We start from the raw sequence: 17,309 nt of genomic DNA, 5'->3' as shown, positions 1-17,309 counted from the left end.
GGGGGCCGGGAAGGGGGGCGCTGTTTATGATGTTGACGCCGGGGCTGGCCCCGCGAGGCGGGTGGTTTGTCAGGTTGCGGGCTCTCTTGTGGTTGCAATGGTGTCGGCTTCGCGGCTTACGCCGCTCCTACAAGGTGATCGGTTGGATTGCTTGGAAGGCCTTTGCCGAGCATGGCTCGGCACTACATGGGGTGTCGGTTTTCTGAATGGTGGCTGTCGCTGGCGGGGGGAGGCTTGATCGCGGCGCAGACCGGCCCCATTACCGGAGAACAGTATTCCGGAGGCCGTATGGACCCCAGTCAGAACCCGAGTGTTTTTCATGCCACCACCATCTGCTGCGTGCGTCGCGGCGAGCATGTGGCGATTGCTGGCGATGGTCAGGTCACCCTGGGCCATACGGTGATGAAGGGCAATGCGCGCAAGGTGCGCCGGCTTGGCCGCGATGGCCAGGTGCTGGCGGGTTTTGCCGGTGCAGCTGCTGATGCGTTCACCTTGTTTGAATTGTTTGAAGCCAAGCTGGAAAAGCACGGCCAGCTGACCCGCGCGGCGGTGGAACTGGCCAAGGATTGGCGTACCGATCGCCGCTACGGCAAGCTCGAAGCGCTGCTGGCGGTTGCCGACCGCGAAACCTCGCTGATCATCAGCGGTACCGGCGACGTGATCGAACCGGAAGACGGCATCATCGCCATTGGTTCCGGCGGTTCCTACGCGCTCAGCGCGGCGCGCGCACTGCTCAAGCACACCGATCTGGATGCACGTGGCGTGGCCACCGAGGCGATCAACATCGCTGGCGGTATCTGCATCTACACCAATACCAACGTCGTGGTGGAAGAGCTCTGAGCTCTCTGGCCATCAATCGCGAGTACCCCATGAGCCACAAGATCGAAGTTTCCTCCGCCACCATGACCCCGCGCGAGATCGTGCAGGAGTTGGATCGCCACATCGTCGGCCAGCATGACGCCAAGCGCGCGGTCGCCATCGCGCTGCGCAACCGCTGGCGGCGCATGCAGCTGCCCGTCGAGCTGCGCAATGAGGTGATGCCGAAGAACATCCTGATGATCGGCCCGACCGGCGTCGGCAAGACTGAAATCGCCCGCCGCCTGGCCACGCTGGCCAACGCGCCGTTCGTCAAGGTGGAAGCCACGCGGTTCACCGAGGTCGGCTACGTCGGCAAGGATGTGGAGCAGATCATCCGTGACCTGGCCGATACCGCCGTCAAGCTGTACCGCGAGCAGGCCAAGGTGCGCGTGCGCACCCAGGCTGAAGAGAAGGCCGAGGACCGCATTCTTGACGCCTTGCTGCCGCGTCGCAGCGTCGGCATTGGCTTTGATCCGGAAGCGGCGCGCAATGAGCCGTCGGCTGCCGATAACGAAACCCGCATCAAGTTCCGCCGCATGCTGCGCGCTGGCGAGCTGGACGAGCGCGAGATCGAACTGGACGTCGCTGCCAACCTCAGCATGGACATCATGACCCCGCCGGGCATGGAGGAAATGGGCCAGCAGCTGAAGTCGATGTTCGCCAATCTCGGCACCGCCAAGTCGAACAAGCGCACGTTGAGCATCAAGGCCGCGCGTCCGCTGCTGATCGAGGAAGAGGCCGCCAAGCTGGTCAACGAAGACGACATCCGCGCTGCTGCGGTTGAAGCCTGTGAGCAACACGGCATCGTCTTCATCGACGAGATCGACAAGGTGGCCAAGCGCAGCGACGCTGGTTCGTCGGGTGGCGATGTCTCGCGCGAAGGCGTGCAGCGCGATCTGCTGCCGCTGGTGGAAGGTTCCAATGTGTCAACCAAGTACGGCACGGTGAAGACTGACCACATCCTGTTCATTGCTTCTGGTGCGTTCCATCTGGCCAAGCCGAGCGATCTGATTCCCGAGCTGCAGGGTCGTTTCCCGATCCGCGTGGAGCTGGGTGCGCTGAGCAAGAATGATTTCGTGCGCATCCTCACCGAGCCGAAGGCGGCGTTGACCAAACAGTACGAAGCACTGTTGGCGACCGAGGGCGTCAAGGTCAATTTCACTGCCGAGGCGGTGGACCGTCTGGCGGAGATTGCGTTCCAGGTCAACGAACGTCAGGAGAACATTGGTGCGCGTCGTCTGCACACCGTGTTGGAGCGCTTGCTGGATACCTTGAGCTATGAAGCGCCGGACCGGGATGGCGACAGCATCGCGATCGACCCGGCGTATGTAGACAAGCACCTGGGTGAGCTGGTGAAGGACCCGGACCTGAGTCGCTATATTCTGTGATGGTTGGTTTGGGTTGATGAGAAGCGGCGGCACGTTGGTGTCGCCGTTTTTTTGTGTGTGTGTTGGCTGCTGGTGTTGCGAGCAAGCCCCTTGCCGAGCATGGCTCGGCACTACCTGTGTCCAGCGGTGCCGCGGCCTTGGCCCTCCCTTTGCCGCAGGCAAGGGGAGGTTTGGGAGGGGTGCTTTTGCCTTCGCCTGCTTCGCGGCTTACGCCGCTCCTACAAGACTGCTGTGGCTCTGCAAGCTTGCTCGGTAAGGCCTCTGCAGAGCGTGGCTCGGCACTACATGGCTGGCTTAGTCTTCGTCCGGTGGTGGCAGCGGCGAAGGATCTGAGCCGGGCTCGAATACGCCGGGCTTCACGTAGTGCGCCATCAGCGCGTCCAGCATCTCGCGGCTGTCACGTTCCAGGTCGAACTGGGTGGGTTCCAGCATGGCGCTGTACAACACGCCGGTCAGGCCTGCATGCAGGATGCGCGCGCTGCTTGCGGTGTTCACGCCATCGCGCAGCTGGTCCAACTCGCGCGCGCGCTCAAGTGCACGGCGGAAAATCGCCATCTCTTCTTCAACGCTGTCGTGTTGCAGCTGCTGCATCGCCAGGCTTTCGGTGGACAGGTCGTTGCGCAGCATGATTTCCATCATCTCGCGCAATCGCGGATCGTTGGCGAGCTCACTCAAGGACACCAGCATCGCCGAACGCAGGTCCAGGATCGGCGTGTTGCGCAGGGGCGAGTAGGTCTGCTGCAGGCGCTTGATGAACGGCACGCGCTCGCGGTTGATCATCGCCTCCAGCACTTCGGTCTTGTTCTTGAAGTGCCAGTACACCGCGCCGCGGGAGACGCCCGCGCGCTCGCCTATCGCCGCCAGCGAGCTGCCGGCGACGCCGTGTTCATGGAAGCAGGCCAGCGCGGCATCGAGGATGCTTTCGCGGGTGGCTGCTGCCTCTTCTTTGGTCTTTCTGGCCATTGCGCTGTGCAAATGCTGGATGAAACCGACCTGAATTGTACTCGTTTACAAACAAGCGTGTATGTATGTATATTTCCGCTGCTTGCTTTGCAGGATGGCCGTGATGTGTGCGGTGGTGGCGGTTGCCACCGATGTACCCGTAACGTATGTGGTACGGAAGGATATGCCCGGGCGTATCTCATGTTCCGCCCGATCCTCGAGCGCCACTTTTCCCCATTGAGCTCCTCTCCCATGCCTGCTATCAGTCGCTACCGTCTCGTCGCGCTTTCCCTCGCACTATCCGTCGCGCTCGTTGCCTGCAAGGGCGGCGGGGAGCAGCCGCAGCAGGGTGGGCCGGGTCAGGTCACCGTGGTCACGCTGAAGCCGGAAACGGTCACCTTGACCCGCGAGCTGGCCGGCCGTGCAAACGGCTACCAGGTCGCCGAAGTGCGCCCGCAGGTCAGTGGCATCGTCGCCAAGCGCCTGTTCACCGAAGGCAGCGTGGTCAAGGCTGGCGATGCCCTGTACCAGCTGGATGACGCCGCCTACCGCGCCCAGGCCAACAGCGCCCGTGCACAGCTGGCCCGCGCCGAGGCCACTGCCAGCGCCGCTCGTCTGGCGGCACGCCGCAGCAGCGAGCTGGTCAAGTCGCGGGTGATCAGCGTGCAGGACGACGAGAACGCACAGGCCGCGTGGAAGCAGGCCGAGGCCGACGTGCTGGCCGCCCGTGCATCGCTGGATGCGGCCAACGTGACGCTGGGCTATGCCCGCATCACCGCGCCGATCAGCGGCCAGATCGGCAAGTCCTCGGTTACCCAGGGCGCGCTGGTCAGTGCCGGCCAGGCCGATCCGCTGGCCACCATCAACCAGCTGGACCCGATCTATATCGACGTCACCCAGTCCTCGGCCGAGCTGCTGCAGCTGCGCCGTGAACTGGCCGCCGGTCGCCTGGAGGGCGCTTCCGAGCTGCCGGTTGACATCGTGCTGGAAGACGGCAGCACCTTTGCCCACAAGGGCAAGCTGGAGTTCTCCGAAGTCAGCGTTGACCCGGCCACCGGCAGCTACGCCATGCGCGTGCGCGTCGAGAATCCGGACCAGGTGCTGATGCCGGGCATGTTCGTTCGTGCGGTGCTGGGCAGTGGCGTGCGGCCGAATGCGCTGCTGGTGCCGATGCAGGGTATTGCGCGTGATCCCAAGGGCGACACCTCCGCGATGGTGGTGGATGCCGAGGGCAAGGTTGCCGTTCGTCCGGTCAAGGTCAGCCGCAGCATCGGCGACAAGTGGCTGGTCGAGGACGGTCTGAAGGCAGGCGACAAGGTCATCGTCGAAGGCCTGCAGAAGATTGGCCCGGGGATGCCGGTGCAGGCCACCGAGAAGGGTGCCGAAGCCGCCAAGCCAGCCGCCGCGCCTGCCGCGGCGCCGGCTGAAAAGCAGTAAGCGGAGAACTACATGGCACGCTTCTTCATCGACAGGCCCATCTTCGCGTGGGTCATCGCCATCATCATCATGCTTGCCGGCGCGCTGGCAATGCTCAAGCTGCCGATCTCGATGTATCCCGAGGTCGCGCCGCCTGCGGTGTCCATTTCCGCCAGCTACCCGGGCGCGTCGGCCAAGGTGGTCGAGGACTCGGTGACGCAGATCATCGAGCAGAACATGAAGGGCCTGGACGGCCTGATGTACTTCTCCTCCAACAGCTCCTCCAACGGCCAGGCCAGCATCACCCTGACCTTCGAGAGCGGCACCAACTCCGACATCGCCCAGGTGCAGGTGCAGAACAAGCTGCAGCTGGCGATGCCGCTGTTGCCGCAGGAAGTGCAGCGCCAGGGCATCAACGTCGCCAAGTCCAGCTCGGGCTTCCTCAACGTGCTGGGCTTCGTTTCCGAAGACGGCAGCATGGATGAGAACGACATCTCCGACTACGTCGGTTCCAATATCGTCGACCCGCTGAGCCGCGTGCCGGGCGTGGGCTCGATCCAGGTGTTCGGTGGCAAGTACGCCATGCGCATCTGGCTGGACCCGACCAAGCTGCAGACCTACAAGGTGTCGGTTGACGAGGTCACCGCCGCGGTCAAGGCGCAGAACGCGCAGGTCGCCGTCGGCCAGTTGGGTGGTGCACCGGCCATCAAGGGCCAGCAGCTCAACGCCACCATCAACGCGCAGGACCGCCTGCAGACGCCGGAGCAGTTCCGCAACATCGTGGTGCGCACCGAAAGTGACGGCTCCACCTTGAAGCTGGGCGATGTTGCCCGCGTCGAGCTGGGCGCTGAAACCTACGACTTCGTCACCCGCTACAACGGCAAGCCGGCCTCCGGCCTGGCCATCACCCTGGCAACCGGCGCCAACGCGCTGGAAACCGCCGAAGGCGTGAGCAAGACGCTGGACGAACTGAAGGCCAACTTCCCGGCCGGCATGAAGGCGGTGATTCCGTACGATACCACCCCGTTCGTGCGCGTGTCGATCAAGGGCGTGGTCAAGACCCTGCTCGAGGCCATCGTGCTGGTGTTCGTGGTGATGTACCTGTTCCTGCAGAACTTCCGCGCCACCCTGATCCCGACCATCGCCGTGCCGGTGGTGTTGCTGGGTACCTTCGGCATCCTCGCGGTGCTGGGTTTCTCCATCAACATGCTGACCATGTTCGCGATGGTGCTGGCGATCGGCCTATTGGTCGATGACGCCATCGTGGTGGTGGAGAACGTCGAGCGCATCATGTCCGAGGAAGGACTGTCGCCGTTGGAGGCCACCCGCAAGTCGATGAGCCAGATCACCGGCGCGCTGGTCGGCATCGGCCTGGTGCTGTCGGCGGTGTTCGTGCCGATGGCCTTCATGAGCGGCTCCACCGGCGTCATCTACCGGCAGTTCTCGGCGACGATCGTGTCGGCGATGGCCTTGTCGGTGCTGGTCGCCATCGTGCTGACCCCGGCGCTGTGCGCCACCATGCTCAAGCCGCTGAAGAAGGGCGAGCACCACGTTGCCCACAAGGGCATCTCGGGCCGCTTCTTCAACTGGTTCAACAACGGCTTCGACCGCACCAGTGGCACCTACCAGCGTGGCGTGCGCGGCATCCTCAATCGCCCGGGCCGTTTCATGGCGGTGTTCCTGGCGTTGGCGGTGGTGATGGGCCTGCTGTTCGTGCGCCTGCCCAGCTCGTTCCTGCCCAATGAAGACCAGGGCATCCTGATGGCGCTGGTCAACGCACCGGTCGGCGCTACCCAGGAACGTACCCTGGAGTCGATCTACAAGCTGGAAGACCACTTCCTGAAGAACGAGAAGGACGCGGTTGAATCGGTGTTCTCGGTGCAGGGCTTCAGCTTCTCCGGCATGGGCCAGAACTCGGGCATGGCCTTCGTCAAGCTCAAGGACTGGAGCGAGCGCAGTGCCGACCAGGGCGTTGGGCCGATCACCGGACGAGCGATGGCAGCACTGGGCCAGATCAAGGACGCCTTCATCTTCGCCTTCCCGCCGCCGGCCATGCCGGAGCTGGGTATCGCCTCGGGTTACACCTTCTTCCTGAAGGACAACTCCGGGCAGGGCCACGATGCGTTGGTCAATGCACGCAACCAGCTGTTGGGCATGGCGGGCGAAAGCAAGCTGCTGGCCAACGTGCGCCCGAACGGCCTGGATGACACCCCGCAGCTGCGCCTGGACATCGACGTGGCCAAGGCCGGTGCGCATGGTCTGTCGCTGGACACCATCAACAGCACGCTGGCCACCGCCTGGGGTTCGAGCTACGTCGATGACTTCATCGACCGTGGCCGCGTCAAGCGCGTCTACGTGCAGGCCGATGACGGCTTCCGCATGAACCCGGAAGACTTCAACCTGTGGACGGTGAAGAACACCTCCGGCCAGATGGTGCCGTTCTCGGCCTTCGCCAGCCAGCGTTGGGATTACGGCTCGCCGCGTCTGGAGCGTTACAACGGTGTCTCCGCACTGGAAATCCAGGGTGAAGCCGCACCGGGCGTGGCCTCGGGCGACGCCATGCTGGAAGTGGAAAAGCTGGCCAAGCAGCTGCCGGCCGGTTTCAGCATCGAGTGGACGGCCGTGTCCTACCAGGAACGCGAAGCCGGTTCGCAGACGCCGCTGCTGTACACGCTGTCGCTGCTGATCGTGTTCCTGTGCCTGGCTGCGCTGTATGAAAGCTGGAGCGTGCCGACCGCGGTGCTGATGGTTGCCCCGCTGGGTATTCTCGGCGCGGTGCTGGCCAACACCATGCGCGGCATGGAGCGTGACGTGTACTTCCAGGTGGCGATGTTGACCACCGTGGGTTTGACCTCGAAGAACGCGATCCTGATCGTCGAGTTTGCCAAGGAGCATCTTGAGAAGGGTGCGGGCGTGATCGAAGCGACGATGCACGCGGTCCGCGACCGTCTGCGTCCGATCATCATGACTTCGCTGGCCTTCGGTCTGGGCGTGTTGCCGCTGGCGATCGCCTCCGGCGCGGGCTCGGGTGCACAGCGCGCCATCGGTACCGGCGTGCTGGGCGGCATGGTGGTGGGCACCTTGCTCGGCCTGTTCTTCATCCCGCTGTTCTTCGTGGTGGTGCAGCGCTTGTTCAATCGCAAGCAGCTGGCCAAAAACGGCGACCTGCCGCAGCAGTAACAGGGCAGGGCAGTTGCAAGCAAAAGGCGCCGAAAGGCGTCTTTTGTTTTTGTTTATGTTTTTTTTGTAGGAGCGGCGTAAGCCGCGAAGCCGGGTTTCGTCAGGTGACCCACATCCTGGTGATTTCAGCGATGCCAGCTTCGCGGCTTATGCCGCTCCTACAAACCTGGTGGGCTACCGGGCAAGCCCCTGCCGAGCATGGCTCGGCACTACCGGAATCGGAGCAAAAAAAACCGGGCCAGGCCCGGTTTTTTTTATGCTTCGTTGACCGCCAGCTCCAGTAACTGGGCCTGCTCAACCGCGCCCAAGCGTTGGGCAAATACCGCCAGGCGGTTGCAGAGCTCGGCCTGACGTTCCGGATATGCCGCTACCAGTTCACGTTGAACCTGTTGGTAGGCATCCCAGAACGGGGCCGAGCAGCGATGTCGTGCGTACTGCTGTCGCAATTGCTCCCCAGCACGCTGGAGGGATTGGCGACTGCTGTGTTGGATGGGCGTTGTATACATCGCTTCACCTCGATGGCAGTGCCCCTGTACCCCGAGCATAACGCTGTTTTTCTTACGATCTGGCTACAGCGTCTAATTTCCCTATGAGATTAATAGGGATTTGTTCAGATAACGTCACGTTACTCGCCGATATCTTCATTCCAGACATCCGGGTTCTCGGCGATATAGCGGCCCATCATGTCGATGCAGCTGGCGTCATTCAGGTCGATGACGTTCACGCCGTTTTCGCGCAACCAGTCGATTCCACCGGGGAAACTGACCGATTCACCCACTACCACGGTGCCGATGTTGAACTGGCGGACCAGCCCGCTGCAGTACCAGCACGGGGCCAGGGTGGTGACCATGATGGTGTTGCGGTAGCCACGCTGGCGGCCGGCCTTGCGGAAGGCGTCGGTTTCGCCATGGATGGACGGGTCGCCTTCCTGGATGCGGCGGTTGTGGCCGCAGCCGAGCAGGCGGCCATCGTTGTGGTACAGCGCCGCGCCAATCGGGATGCCGCCTTCGGCCAGGCCCTGGCGGGCTTCGGCGATGGCGGTTTCGAGCAGGGCGCGGTAGTCCGGGGTGGTGATCATGCAAGGTCCTTGTGGTGCCGTGGCGATCATCATAGCGGCCGGATTCAGCCTGCTGGCGGCGCAATCGGGCTGTCGGTGCGATAATCGGCGCCATGAGCGAATCCCCCTACAAGACCGGCACCACCCACTTCGGCTTCCGCGATGTACCGGCCAAGGACAAGCAGAAGCTTGTCGGCCAGGTGTTCACTTCCGTGGCCGACAACTACGACCTGATGAACGACCTGATGAGCCTGGGTATTCATCGGCTGTGGAAGCGCTACTTCGTCGCTACCGCGCAGGTGAAGCCGGGCGACCGCGTGCTGGATCTGGCCGGCGGTACCGGTGACATCGCGGTACTGCTGAAAGAGCGCATCGGCGCTGAGGGCAGCGTGGTGCTGGGTGATATCAATGCCGGCATGTTGTCGGTGGGGCGCGACCGTCTGACCAACCGCGGCCAGGTATCGGGCTTCGAGTGGGTGCAGCTCAATGCGGAGGCGCTGCCGTTCCCGGACCAGAGCTTCGACCTGGTGACGATTTCCTTCGGCCTGCGCAACGTGACCGACAAGGAAGCCGCGCTGCGCGAGATGTACCGGGTGCTGAAGGTAGGCGGGCAGGCGCGCGTGCTGGAGTTCTCGGAAGTGACCGTGGACTGGTTCAAGCCTGTCTACGATTTCCATTCGTTCAAGGTGCTGCCAAAACTGGGCAAGCTGTTTGCGCGCGGTGATGCCGACAGCTACCAATACCTGGCCGAGAGCATCCGCAAGCACCCGCCGCAGGAAGAGCTGAAGGCGATGATGAGCGAGGCGGGTTTTGGCCGCTGCCATTACAAGAACCTGAGCGCGGGTATTGTGTCGATTCACTCGGGTTACAAGCTTTGAGGCTTGCTTGCTGGGTGTGGCGAGGAAAGGCGGCCATTGGCCGCTTTTTTTGTAGGTGGGGCGGTGGTTTTGGTTTTTGGTTTTGCCTTTGCCTTTGTCGGCAAGGCCCCTGCCGAGCATGGCTCGGCACTACGCCTTTGCCCCTCCCTTTGGCCGCAGGCCAAGGGGAGGGCTGGGGAGGGGTGGCTTTTTCAGCTTTTGCCTCTGCTGGTAAGGCCCTTGCCGAGCATGGCTCGGCACTACTGTGATCCGTGAGTTGATTCAGGCATTCGGGCAGCTTCCGCAAAGCCTGCGGGGGAGCCGCTTGCCGCACTGCCGCATCCATCAAAGCCTTTCAGGTTTAAAATCAACGGTTATCCCCTGAACCGGTTCCAGATCAATGCGTTCTTCGTTCCTGATGCTGCCCCTGGCCGTGGCGCTTGTCGCCGGCTGTGCCAAAGAACCCGCAGCCCCCACCGTCGACCCCGTCGCCCAGAAGCCCGCCGCCGCCGTGAATACCGTCAGCCGCAGCCACGATGAAAGCTCCTACGCTGAACCCGAGAAGGTCGTCATCAAGGACGTGGCGCTGGACCTGAAGGTCGATTTCGACGCCAAGCAGATCGGCGGCACCGCCACCTATACGCTGGAGTGGAAGGACAAGGCTGCCAAGCAGCTGCTGCTCGATACCCGCGAGCTGACCGTTGAGAAGGTCGAGGCCCTCGCCGCCGATGGCGCTGCCACCCCGCTGCAGTTCGTGCTGGCGCCGGCCGACAAGGTGTTCGGCAGCAAGCTGAGCATCGAAACCCCGGCCCAGCCGACCTCGGTGCGCATCACCTACCACACCGCGCCGACCGCTTCCGGCCTGCAGTGGCTGGAGCCGTCGATGACCGAGGGCAAGAAGCTGCCCTTCATGTTCAGCCAGTCGCAGGCGATCCACGCCCGTTCCTGGGTGCCGTTGCAGGACACCCCGAGCGTCCGCTTCACCTATAGCGCGCACGTCACCAGCCGCCCGGACGTAATGGTGCTGATGAGCGCCGACAACGATCCCAAGGCCGCACGCGATGGCGATTACGCCTTCAAGATGCCGCAGCCGATTCCGTCCTACCTGCTGGCCATCGCTGCTGGCGACCTGGTATTCGAACCGATCTCCGAGCGTTCCGGCGTGTGGGCCGAGCCGACCATGGTCAACAAGGCCGTCAAGGAATTCGAAGACACCGAGAAGATGATCGGTGCCGCCGAGAACCTGTATGGCGAATACCGTTGGGGCCGTTACGACATGCTGGTGCTGCCGCCGTCGTTCCCGTTCGGTGGCATGGAAAACCCGCGCCTGACCTTCGCTACCCCGACCGTCATCGTTGGCGACAAGTCGCTGGTGTCGCTGGTCGCGCACGAACTGGCGCATAGCTGGTCCGGCAACCTGGTGACCAACGCCAGCTGGAAGGACATCTGGCTCAACGAAGGTTTCACCACCTACGTGCAGGGCCGCATCACCGAAGCGCTGTATGGCGTCGAAATGGCCGAGATGGAGCGCGAGATCGACCAGACCGACCTGCTCAACGAAGTGAAGGACATGAGCCCGGCCGACCAGGCGCTGGCGCTGCCGCCGCTCAACGAGCGTGACCCGGACGATGCGCTCAGCCAGGTGGCTTACGTCAAGGGCGCGTGGTTCCTGCAGTTCCTGGAGCAGCGTTTTGGCCGTGCGGTGTTTGATCCGTTCCTGCGTGGCTGGTTCGACGACCATGCGTTCCAGAGCGCCAACACCGACCAGTTTGTCGAGTACATGAAGAAGAACCTGCTGCCGAAGAATCCGACGGCGGTCACCGATGCCGAGCTGAAGGCATGGCTGGAAGAGCCGGGCATCCCGGCGTTCGCCAGCAAGGCCCGTTCGCGCAACTTCGCCGTGGTCGACACGGCACGCATCGCCTTCCTGGGCAGCGACTCGCTGCCGAACAACCAAGTGACCCGCGAGTGGAACACCCAGGAATGGGTGCGTTTCATCGATGGCATGGGCGAGAAGCTGCCGGTCGAGAAGCTGGCCCAGCTGGACAAGGGTTACCACTTCACCGGCACCCCGAACGGCGAGATCGCGATGCGTTGGTACCCGCTGGCAATCCGCAGCGGTTACACCGATGCACAGGCTGCCGCTGGTGAGTTCATCCAGAAGGTCGGCCGCCGCAAGCTGGTGCTGCCGATCTACGCTGAACTGCTGAAGACGCCGGAAGGTCTGGCCTTCGCCAAGGACGTGTTCGCCAAGGCCAAGCCGGGCTACCACCCGATCACCACCGCCTCGGTGGAAGCGATGATCGCCAAGGCGGAAGCTGCGCCGAAGCAGTAATCGGCGTCAGCAGGCTTCAAAGCAAACGGCGAGCTTCGGCTCGCCGTTTGTTTTTGTGCGGCCTTCAAATCTGAGGGTAATTGTGTAGCCCGGGTAAGCGCAGCGCACCCGGGACCCTTCGAGCGGAGCCTTTGGTAGAGCCGAGCCATGCTCGGCTGGGCGTTACCGGTAAGGCCTCTGCCGATTTTGTAGAGCCGAGCCATGCTCGGCTGGACGCTACCGGTAAGGCCTCTGCCGAGCATGGCTCGGCACTACATACATGACAGCGGCGGTGTTGAGCAGGTTGTAGGAAGGTGCCGAGCGCGTCGGCTTCCTGCACCGTAGATGCAATCAGACTTCGACCGCGGCCCTCAATTGCTGCGCTTTGCCGCCGCAAGCGGCAGGTCCTTCAGCACCGCCTTGTCGATCTTCGCCGCTACTCCCACGCTGCGACCTGCCAGGTTGACCACGCTGTACTGCACCGCCACGCCCAGCACCTGGGTAGCCTGCGACATATCCAGTCCATGGGACTGGCGCAGCCACTGCAGCATTCCTGAGGTCGCCAGCCGCAGTGCATCGTCACTGGAGCCTGCCTGCCCCAGGGTCATGATCTGCGTCGGTGATTCCACGCGCGGCGTGGCGATGGACTGCTTCTTGATCAGTTCAATCTTCAGCACCACGTCCAGCGATGTCTCCAGCGCCCATTGGCTGGTTTCACCGTCGCCCTGCAGCGCATGGCCGTCACCGACATACAGCAATGCGCCGGGCTGCTGCACCTCCAGGTAAACCGTGTTGCCTTCGACCACGGCGTTGAAATCCATGTTGCCGCCGAAGTCGCTGGTGTCGCCGGTGGAGAACGGCGGATAGCCAAAGCCCGGTGCCACCGCGAGACCGCCGAGCATCGGCTTGACCGGGATCTCGAAGTGCTTCAACGCGCCGCTGGCACCTTGCGGGCGCGCCGTGCCGCGTACGCGGTCCAGTTCCCAACGCACCGGCTTGCCCAGCGTCGCGGTCTCGGTGGCGATGCGCGGTGTCTTCAGGCGGCCGACGATGCCGTCGAGGCTGTCGGCGTAGTCGCGGTTGAGTTTCAGCGAGCTGATGGTGATCGCCAGCGTATCGCCGGGCTCGGCACCGGCGACGAAGAACGGTCCGACCTGCGGGTTGCCGAACAAGGCGCGGGTAATGCCGTTTTCATCGACACCGCCGGAATCCAGGGTTTTGGTCCGCACCGAGTCGCCAGGCCAGATCACCAGCGCCGGCGCGCGGTCGGCGCTGAAGGTATTGGAGTAATCGCTGGGCGTGAAGTCGTGCAGGCGCGGTGCGGTGTCCGGCCGCGCCGGCACCCGCCAGGCGCTAAAATCATGCGCTGCACGCGCGCTGCGGTTGTTGGTGTCCGGCTCGTCGCTGCGGCCCTGCATGCGGTTGCCATCGATGCGGCCGTCGTAGTGATAGACCTGACCGTCGCTGCCGGTGGCGGTGAACTTCAGCTGCGCACCGTTCAACGTACCGCTGATCGGATCACCGCCCAGTGTCCCGCTGGCACGCGCGCCTTTTACGTCCAGATTCAAAGTCTGCTTGGCGCTGTTACCCCATAGGTCAGTGGCCAGTATCCATTGGTCGGCGGCGAGGGCGTGGAGCGGTAGTACGGACAACAACAGCGAAGACCATTTCAGTGAGGTGCGCACGTTGCGTGTGTCTGCGAAGGGCCCGGTGGGCGTGTTCGCGGAGTGTACGAACGGGCAGGCTGCCGTCGCAGTGTCAAAGGTAACTACATCTGTAGTCACTCCGATCGTTCGTGTAGTGGGGGGAGGGTTGATTCCTGCAGCAGGCTGCACGCTACCGGAGTGGGCGTGCGCTGCACTCAGGGCGTGAGCGCGCGCACCGCCAGGAACATGTCCACGCAGTCGTGCATCACCCGTTGCTGCGCGCGGTCATCCAAGGGAGCAGCGCCCATCGCGATCTGTGGCCAGAACGCGAATGCCTTGACCATGCCCTGCAGCTGGTGGGCGGCCTCGGCCGGGGTGATGTCGTCGCGCAGGCGGTGGTCGGCCTGTGCTGCGCGTATCCAGGTGGTCAGGCCTTCTTCCTTCTCGGCCAGCTTGTCCATCATCGCCCGCGCCCGTTCCGGCGCATGCACCAGCTCGGCCATGGCCACCCGCGACAGGTCGATGAAGCTGGCGTCGCTGAGCAGGCGCAGCTTCTGCGCGACGAAGGCCAGCAACTGCTCGCGCAGTGGCCGGGCAGGATCGTAGGCGAGTGCGTCCAGCGACTGGCTCGCTTCCCACAGCTGCCAGAGGATGGCGGTGAACAGCTCGTCCTTGCTGGCGAAGTGGTTGTAGACCGTGCGCTTGGACACCTCGGCGGTGGCGGCGACGCGGTCCATGCTGGTGCCGGCAAAGCCCAGCTCGCGGAACTCGGCTACTGCCGCGCGCAGGATGGCCTCGCGTTTGCGGTCGGTCAGGCGGAGCGGGCGCTTGGTGTCGGTCATCCGCTCATTTTACACCGTTCAGTTTACTTTCCTTGAAATGGAAGTAGACTCGTGAGTGTACTTTTACCGGCAAGCCCAGCCATGAAGCGTCGCCTGCCTCGTTTCCTTCTCCCCATTACGGTGTTGATCGCCATGTCCATTGGCTTGCTGACCTGCGGTGCGCATCCCGCCGCTTCCTATGACCAGTCGCCGCAATACGGCGAGGGGCGTTTCCACAACGTGGCCAAGCAGGCCCCGCTCGGTTTCGTGCGTGGCGTGAAGGTGTGGTGGCGCTTCCTGTTCGACAAGCCGGCCGATGCCACGCCGCAGGTAGCGATTCCAGTGCACACCTTGACCCGGCAGGCCTTGCTGGACGCACCGGACGACAGCCTGTGGCGATTGGGTCACTCGACCATGTTGATGAAGCTGGATGGTCACTTCTGGCTGACCGACCCGGTGTTCTCCGAGCGCGTGTCGCCGTTCTCGTTCATGGGGCCGAAGCGCTTCCATGCACCGCCGCTGTCGATCGAGGAGTTGCCCGAGATCACCGGCGTCATCATCTCCCACGACCACTACGATCACCTCGACCATGACGCGGTGTTGGCGCTGGCGCCGAAGGTGCGGCACTTCGTCACTGCGCTGGGCGTGGGCGATCGCCTGCTGGCCTGGGGCGTGCCGCAGGAGAAGATCACCCAGCTCGACTGGTGGCAGGAAACGCGGATTGAAGGCCTGAAAATCGCGGCAACACCAGCGCAGCACTTCTCTGGTCGCGGTTTGTCCGACGGCAACCGCACCTTGTGGGCATCGTGGGTGATCGATACCGGTCGCACACGCATTTTCTTCAGCGGCGACAGTGGTTACTTCGATGGCTTCGCGAAGATCGGCGAGCGTTACGGTCCGTTCGACCTGGCGATGGTCGAGACCGGTGCTTACGACGAACAGTGGCCCGGCGTGCACATGCAGCCGGAGCAGAGCCTGCAGGCGCATCTGGATGTACGCGGCAAGGTGATGATGCCGATCCACAACGGCACGTTTGATCTGGCCCTGCACGCGTGGACGGAGCCGTTCGAGCGGATTACCGCACTGGCGGCGGAGCAGGGCGTGGAGCTGACCGCGCCGCAGATGGGCGAGCGTCTGGATATCCGTGCGCCTGCGCCTTCAACGCATTGGTGGCGGGTGGGTGAGCTTGACGGTGTCGATGCCAACGGCAGGCGCTGATCCCGCGTCCCAACATGCTCTAAAGTGAAGCCTATCGCGCTCACCACGCGCCCCGTTCACTGGAGCTGTTTGATGAAACCCCTGATCCTCGGCGCGCTTTGCGTCTTTGCCCTGACTGCCTGCAGCAACCCGGAGGCCGAGCGCCAGCAGCAAGAGGCCGCCGCCGCCCAGGAGCGGGCCAAGCGCGAAGCGGACGCCGAAGGCATCGGCAAGCTGTATGACGCTGCGATCACCGCCACCGATTGGGAGAAGGCACGTATCCACGGTGCTGCGTTGCTGGATCAGTTTCCGGATTCGGAGACCGCCAAGCGCATCGAGCCGGGCTTTGCCGAGGTCCGGGAGAAGGCGGTTGCGGCCAGCGAGCTGCGCCGCATGCAGGCCCTGTGGAATTACAACCAGGTGCCGGTCAAGGGCGGCACCCAGCGTTCGGCGGCGATCTACAGCAAGGACCGCGTGGAAGTGGACAGCACCGGTGCCAAACAGGTGAACCTGGTGTTCCGCGATCACCCGGAGTGGAAGCGCCACGCCTACCTGGTGCTGCAGTCCAGCGACTTCGCCAAGGCCTGCTACCGCGCCTGCCAGGTCAAGGTCAGCGTCGATGGTGCGCCGGCCCGCAACATGGCCGCGCACCGCCCGGATACCGATGAGGCCATCGCCATGTTCATCGATGACAACCGCGGCCTGTGGCGGCAGGCACGCAAGGCCAAGGTCATCGAGATCGAGTTCCCGGTGCTGGCCGGTGGCACCCGCAAGGCGGTGTTCGAGGTTGGCGGGCTGGATGGCAGCCAGATGCCGAACTGGGATTGATGCCGGTGCTCGCTGATGTGGCGGGGCGTTGCGACGTCGCCGCCAGCCGTCATTGGGTGTTCGACATGGACGGCACCCTGACCGAGCCGGTGCATGACTTTGAATTGATCCGGCGCGAGCTGCAGATTCCATCCGGCGCGGACATTCTTGAGCATCTGGCCAGCCTACCGGCGCAGCAGGCCGCGGATAGCCATGCCTGGCTGATGCAGCACGAGCGGGAACTGGCCGAAGCGTCGGTCGCGGCGCCGGGAGCGGTGGCCTTGATCCGCGCGCTGCATGCCGCTGGGTGCCGCTTGGGCATCCTTACCCGCAATGCGCGTGAGCTGGCCGAAGTGACCCTGGCGGCGATTGGTGTGGCGGAGTGTTTTGCTGTCGATGAGATCATCGGCCGCTGGGAAGTGGAGCCAAAGCCGTCGCCGGCTGGCCTGCAGTTCTTTGCCGAGCGCTGGCAGGTGCTGCCGGCGCAGATGCGGATGGTCGGGGATCATTACTACGATCTGGCCACGGCGAAAGCAGCGGGTGTGCCGGGGGTCCTGGTCAATGTGCCGGATGATCCGTGGCCGGGCATGGCGCAATGGCAGCTGCGGGATTGTGCGCAGCTGCTGCAGCAGTGGCGGGCCGCGGAATCCCGCTAGAGCCGAGCCATGCTCGGCTGAGGCGTTACCGGTGAAGCCACTTGTAGGAGCGGCGTAAGCCGCGAAGCTGGCAATGCTGGATTGCAGGCGTGTTCTGCAACCTGACGGAGAGGGAGCTTCGCGGGGTTAGCCCCGCCGACAGCAGTGAAGGGGCCGGCGGGGTTGCGGGT

General features: G+C 63.7%; 14 protein-coding genes. 9 read left to right on the top strand and 5 right to left on the bottom strand.

Going from position 1 to position 17,309, the window contains the following annotated elements:
- The first annotated feature begins 288 nt into the window (after positions 1-288).
- On the top strand, positions 289-840 hold the full coding sequence (gene hslV, locus QMX78_RS13840; protein ID WP_282270516.1) for an ATP-dependent protease subunit HslV: 552 nt from the start codon (positions 289-291) through the stop codon (positions 838-840).
- A 29-nt stretch (positions 841-869) separates the two neighbouring features.
- A complete protein-coding gene (gene hslU, locus QMX78_RS13835) occupies positions 870-2,246 on the top strand; it encodes an ATP-dependent protease ATPase subunit HslU (RefSeq protein WP_282270514.1) in 1,377 nt (458 codons plus the stop codon).
- Between the two features lie 294 nt (positions 2,247-2,540).
- On the opposite strand, the gene QMX78_RS13830 is transcribed toward hslU, so the two are convergent.
- Entirely contained in the window at positions 2,541-3,209 is a 669-nt protein-coding gene (locus tag QMX78_RS13830; RefSeq protein WP_282270512.1) for a TetR family transcriptional regulator, read from the bottom strand.
- A gap of 231 nt (positions 3,210-3,440) precedes the next feature.
- Here QMX78_RS13830 and QMX78_RS13825 point away from each other — a divergent pair, with 231 nt between their 5' ends.
- Both QMX78_RS13825 and smeE read left to right on the top strand, forming a co-directional pair.
- Complete coding sequence (locus tag QMX78_RS13825) at positions 3,441-4,625, top strand: efflux RND transporter periplasmic adaptor subunit (protein ID WP_282270510.1); 1,185 nt, start codon at positions 3,441-3,443, stop codon at positions 4,623-4,625.
- Between the two features lie 12 nt (positions 4,626-4,637).
- Positions 4,638-7,784, top strand: coding sequence for a multidrug efflux RND transporter permease subunit SmeE (smeE, locus tag QMX78_RS13820; RefSeq protein ID WP_282270509.1), 3,147 nt, complete (start codon positions 4,638-4,640; stop codon positions 7,782-7,784).
- Positions 7,785-8,038: 254 nt separating this feature from the next.
- Here smeE and QMX78_RS13815 read toward each other — a convergent pair whose 3' ends face one another.
- Complete coding sequence (locus tag QMX78_RS13815; protein ID WP_282270507.1) at positions 8,039-8,290, bottom strand: hypothetical protein; 252 nt, start codon at positions 8,288-8,290, stop codon at positions 8,039-8,041.
- A gap of 119 nt (positions 8,291-8,409) precedes the next feature.
- Positions 8,410-8,862 carry a nucleoside deaminase gene (locus QMX78_RS13810; RefSeq protein WP_282270505.1) on the bottom strand — a complete coding sequence of 151 codons (453 nt, stop codon included), beginning with the start codon at positions 8,860-8,862 and terminating at the stop codon, positions 8,410-8,412.
- A 92-nt stretch (positions 8,863-8,954) separates the two neighbouring features.
- Here QMX78_RS13810 and ubiE point away from each other — a divergent pair, with 92 nt between their 5' ends.
- Complete coding sequence (ubiE, locus tag QMX78_RS13805; protein ID WP_282270503.1) at positions 8,955-9,719, top strand: bifunctional demethylmenaquinone methyltransferase/2-methoxy-6-polyprenyl-1,4-benzoquinol methylase UbiE; 765 nt, start codon at positions 8,955-8,957, stop codon at positions 9,717-9,719.
- Positions 9,720-10,098: 379 nt separating this feature from the next.
- Complete coding sequence (locus QMX78_RS13800) at positions 10,099-12,033, top strand: M1 family metallopeptidase (RefSeq protein WP_282270501.1); 1,935 nt, start codon at positions 10,099-10,101, stop codon at positions 12,031-12,033.
- Positions 12,034-12,383: 350 nt separating this feature from the next.
- On the opposite strand, the gene QMX78_RS13795 is transcribed toward QMX78_RS13800, so the two are convergent.
- Positions 12,384-13,697: an acetamidase/formamidase family protein gene (locus QMX78_RS13795; protein ID WP_282270500.1), complete on the bottom strand. Its 1,314-nt coding sequence runs from the start codon at positions 13,695-13,697 to the stop codon at positions 12,384-12,386.
- A 176-nt stretch (positions 13,698-13,873) separates the two neighbouring features.
- On the bottom strand, positions 13,874-14,500 hold the full coding sequence (locus QMX78_RS13790) for a TetR/AcrR family transcriptional regulator (protein WP_282270499.1): 627 nt from the start codon (positions 14,498-14,500) through the stop codon (positions 13,874-13,876).
- A 132-nt stretch (positions 14,501-14,632) separates the two neighbouring features.
- On the opposite strand from QMX78_RS13790, the gene QMX78_RS13785 reads away from it, so the two are divergent.
- The 3 genes from QMX78_RS13785 (at position 14,633) to QMX78_RS13775 (ending at position 17,139) form a co-directional block, all read left to right on the top strand.
- Complete coding sequence (locus QMX78_RS13785) at positions 14,633-15,697, top strand: MBL fold metallo-hydrolase (protein ID WP_282270518.1); 1,065 nt, start codon at positions 14,633-14,635, stop codon at positions 15,695-15,697.
- A gap of 72 nt (positions 15,698-15,769) precedes the next feature.
- On the top strand, positions 15,770-16,504 hold the full coding sequence (locus QMX78_RS13780) for a hypothetical protein (RefSeq protein WP_282270497.1): 735 nt from the start codon (positions 15,770-15,772) through the stop codon (positions 16,502-16,504).
- A complete protein-coding gene (locus QMX78_RS13775) occupies positions 16,504-17,139 on the top strand; it encodes an HAD family hydrolase (protein WP_282270495.1) in 636 nt (211 codons plus the stop codon). Before QMX78_RS13780 ends, QMX78_RS13775 begins: the two co-directional genes overlap by 1 nt.
- The last annotated feature ends 170 nt before the right edge of the window (positions 17,140-17,309 follow it).

It is taken from the genome of Stenotrophomonas sp. PS02298 (assembly GCF_029959445.1).
Classification (GTDB): Bacteria; Pseudomonadota; Gammaproteobacteria; order Xanthomonadales; family Xanthomonadaceae; genus Stenotrophomonas.
The sequence above is the reverse complement of the archived record's forward strand: the minus strand, read 5'-3'. Positions and strand labels throughout refer to the sequence as shown.